The sequence below is a fragment of the Exiguobacterium sp. UBA7533 genome, assembly GCF_002479335.1.
In the GTDB taxonomy this organism is placed as follows: Bacteria; Bacillota; Bacilli; order Exiguobacteriales; family Exiguobacteriaceae; genus Exiguobacterium_A.
Map to the genome: position 1 here is coordinate 10,255 of NZ_DLMP01000015.1, position 3,696 is coordinate 13,950.

A 3,696-nucleotide genomic window follows, 5' to 3' on the forward strand; every position below is an offset into this window, starting at 1 on the left:
CTTGCATTTGTTGTGCGGCATGCGTGATTTTTAAGAGTGGTCGAGTCAGCAGTTTCGCTAACATCCACCCAAGCAGAGCTGTAATGAGAGAGGCAATTAACCCAGCGATAAAAATCGTTTGGCGTAAAGCGTCGGCATCAGCGAAGGCAATCGATGTCGGTTGACGCACAAGAACCGTCCAACCTAGTCCATCATAGTCTTTGTAACCACGGCTCGTACTTTGACCAGAGACGAATTCTTTCTCTTTCCAAAAAGCGGTCGCAGGAGCATTCGAAGTGAGCGTTACACTAGTAGGCAATGTCTTACCACTCCATCCGTTTGGTCCAAGCAAAATCGTCTTTCGATCTTGACTAACGATGAAGACATCGACTTTTTGGAGAGAAGAGGTAGCGCTCTGGAAACTTTGTTCAATCGCTTTAGCCCACTCGAAACTGAGGTGTGTCGCGAGGACGCCGGAAAATCGTCCCTTATCATATAAAGGTGTACTTATATCGACAAATTGGAGTGGCTCACCACTTGGATTCGGCAATAATTTTGCGAGTAGGACGGCTTCATGAACATCACCGATGAATGGTTGCGATAATGCTTCTTGAAAAACAGGTCGTTCTTTGATCGATGTTCCTTCAAGAATCTGGTTCGTTGACGCAATGACTTTACCGTTCGCATCTAAACGACCAATCCAAGAAAAGTCGGGAATCTGTCGTTGTAACTCCTCTAGTGTCCGACGTGTTTCTACTTTTTGATCTGTTTGTTGAATCGTTGATAAAGAGCCAAGCAACTTCACTTCTGCATAGCGTGACCACATGTAATGATCGAGCTTGTCGGATAGTTGATGAGCAGTCGTTGACAGATTCATTCCGACTTCCGATTGGAGTCGGCTTGTCGCGTGTTGACTGATGAAGAAGGTCAACAACAGCGTCATGCTTAAAAATAATAGGGAAATCAATCCCGCTAACAGGATGTCAAAGCGAAGTGAGGGTCTGGACATTGTGTGATACTCCATTCATACGTTTCTCATTTGTTTTTGTTTGACTCATATACATAGACGTCTACTTGCTGTTTACGGTTCGAGATGCTCGTTCGTACGTAGCGGAATCCATGTTTTTCCCAAAACCGTCGGGCTTTTACGTTATCAGGTAATACGGCGAGATGAATCTGTGACTCTCGACTTAAGAATTGATTGAAAAAGGCGGACAGTAACCGACTACCCGTTCCGGTGCCATGATGAGAAGCATCAAGTAAAAATAAACCAATCCACGTTGTACCGTCTTGCGGATGCTTTGGGAGGTAGTCAATCAGTAAGACAGGTTCTCCATCGATATACCCGATCAGCGATACAGTATCGGGATTCAAGAATTCCTCCTGTAAGATCGAATCAGAGAGTGGTAGTGCCCGTTCTTCTAGGCATGCATACTCTGGAACGCTTGCGTACAGTGATTGAACGATCGGAAAATGTTCACGTGTCATTTCTTCAAAAAGAATCATCTGAAGACTCCATTCCTTATTTAGTCTCAAATTTCTGCGTTAGCGGATTTTTATTTGGAATCAGATTACATATTTGTAAGAAAAGAAACTTTCGCAGGGAATTCACGTACACTATATAGCATAGACAAAATATGAATGAGGAGGAAGAGCAGATGTTAAAGATTGAAAATATCTCAAAGCGTCTCGGAAAAGAGCAAATTCTAAAAGACGTCAGTTTTGAGGTATCCCCAGGAGAAGTGTTCGGCTTCCTCGGACCAAATGGGGCAGGGAAGACGACAACGATTCGTATCATCACGGGTCTGCTTGAGCAGGATGCTGGGCGAGTCACGGTCAATGGCTATGATGTCGTAGAAGAGCGTTCGAAGGCATTGACGCAAATCGGAGCAATCGTTGAAAATCCAGCTTTTTATCCTTATTTAACAGGCAAACAAAACTTGATACATGCAAAAAACCTGATTCCAGGACTCGGACAAGTCGACTATGACGCACTTGCTCGTCTCGTTGGTTTAGAAGGAAAGCTTTCGAAGAAAGTTGGAGAGTATTCACTCGGAATGAAGCAACGTCTTGGAATTGCTCGCGCGTTGTTACATAATCCGCGCGTCTTGATTTTAGATGAACCGACAAATGGTCTAGATCCGTCCGGGATCGCAGAACTTCGTGAGTATTTACGACAAATGGCGCGTGAGCAGGATATCGCAATTTTGATCTCAAGTCATATGCTGAGTGAAATGGAACAAATCAGTGATCGATATGCCATCATTGATCAAGGTGTCATCAAGTCGGTCGAATCGGTTCGTAACGAAACCGGAGCAAAGGTGGCACTTCGCGTCAATAAGGAAGCGATGACTGACGTACTTGAAGCCCTTCGCATCGCGAACTATCCATCAGAAGTACTTGATGAACAAATCATCATCACAGCACCAGAAAGTGAGTGTCCGGCGATTGCCCGACTTGTCGTGCCGATTGCTGACTTACATGAATTGACCGTCAAACGCTTGACGCTCGAAGAACAATTCCTGCAAGTAACGAAAAAAGAGGGGGATTCACATGCTTTCGCTCATACAAAATGAATGGATGAAATGGTGGACGACTAAAAAAGCGAAAATCGTCTTAGCGCTATATGTCGTCATTGCGGTTGGTATTATCATTGTGGCGAAGACAAATGATTTTGAGTTCACACGCTATGATTACTATTCCTTAACGTTTGTGTTGTTGACCTCCTTATTAGGGATCATCACGATTGTCTTCACGGCAGAAGCTATCGGGAATGAAGTACGGTATGATACGATGAAACATCTATTAATGAGTCCATATTCACGAATGACGATTTATTTCTCGAAGCTGATCTTCTCGATCTTGATCATGTTATTCCAATTCGTGTTCATTGCTGCGATCGTCTACGCAGGCTCATTTGTGTTTTCAGAGGTAGGAGATCCGATCCTGTTCCGCGACACGATCGTTGAGGTCGTCAGTCCGATTTTTACGATATTTATGACGTTGTTCTTCTCATTATTATTCCGCTCGGTCGGTATGATCATTGGCTTTACCGTATTAGCGCAGTTCTTTACGAGCATTGCGGGAAGTCTATTGATCGGCTTTAAACCAGCGATTGCCAAATGGATCGTATTCATGCACTTGGACTGGTCGATGTATTTCAAGGATTCTGTTTCCTATGGTATCAGTGAAGCAATGGGAACATCTTTAACATTCTCCGTCTTGTTCGTAATGGCGCATATCATCGTCTTATTAGGCGCGTCAATTCTTGTTTTCCAGAGAAAATCCTACACGTAAAGAAAAGAGTTGCTCACGGACGAATTTGTCTGTGAGCAACTCTTTTCTTTGAGTATTTAAGAACTAGTTCGTTTAGGCGGACGAGCCGAAATCGGGAACAGTCGCTGAAACCATTCAATCAGCGGACCATTCAATATTAAGAAAATAAAAGTTCCGACTCCGATGCCGATCAATTGACGTTCAATCAGTGAAAAGAGACTGGCAATCAAAAAAGGAATCCCGAGACTAATCGTTGCTCCGATTGATGTACTTTTAAAGCGGGTGATGAGTGATTTCATCAAGTAATCTGGCGGCATCAACACGAAGCCGATCTGGAGATAAAGTGCAAGTCCAAGTGAAATCAACGGCATACCGATTAACATGTACAAGGCGCGCATCCATAGTCCTTGTGGTGTGTAGATCAATTGATGGATTGATAAG

4 protein-coding genes and 1 pseudogene are annotated in these 3,696 nt (G+C 43.8%); 2 read left to right on the plus strand and 3 right to left on the minus strand.

All coding sequences use genetic code 11. The features are described from left to right. Both B2U10_RS14310 and B2U10_RS14315 read right to left on the minus strand, forming a co-directional pair. Positions 1-988, minus strand: a 988-nt coding sequence (locus B2U10_RS14310) for a HAMP domain-containing protein (RefSeq protein WP_290788485.1), incomplete at its 3' end; no start/stop codon positions are given. 26 nt (positions 989-1,014) lie between these two features. After that, positions 1,015-1,485, minus strand: coding sequence for a GNAT family N-acetyltransferase (locus B2U10_RS14315; RefSeq protein WP_052019076.1), 471 nt, complete (start codon positions 1,483-1,485; stop codon positions 1,015-1,017). Between the two features lie 152 nt (positions 1,486-1,637). On the opposite strand from B2U10_RS14315, the gene B2U10_RS14320 reads away from it, so the two are divergent. Both B2U10_RS14320 and B2U10_RS14325 read left to right on the plus strand, forming a co-directional pair. Further along, positions 1,638-2,555: an ABC transporter ATP-binding protein gene (locus tag B2U10_RS14320; RefSeq protein ID WP_035409389.1), complete on the plus strand. Its 918-nt coding sequence runs from the start codon at positions 1,638-1,640 to the stop codon at positions 2,553-2,555. Continuing rightward, positions 2,533-3,276 carry an ABC transporter permease gene (locus tag B2U10_RS14325; RefSeq protein WP_035409387.1) on the plus strand — a complete coding sequence of 248 codons (744 nt, stop codon included), beginning with the start codon at positions 2,533-2,535 and terminating at the stop codon, positions 3,274-3,276. Before B2U10_RS14320 ends, B2U10_RS14325 begins: the two co-directional genes overlap by 23 nt. Positions 3,277-3,332: 56 nt before the next feature. On the opposite strand, the pseudogene B2U10_RS14330 reads toward B2U10_RS14325, so the two are convergent. Continuing rightward, positions 3,333-3,696 (minus strand): annotated as a pseudogene (locus tag B2U10_RS14330) (hypothetical protein); the annotation flags it as partial.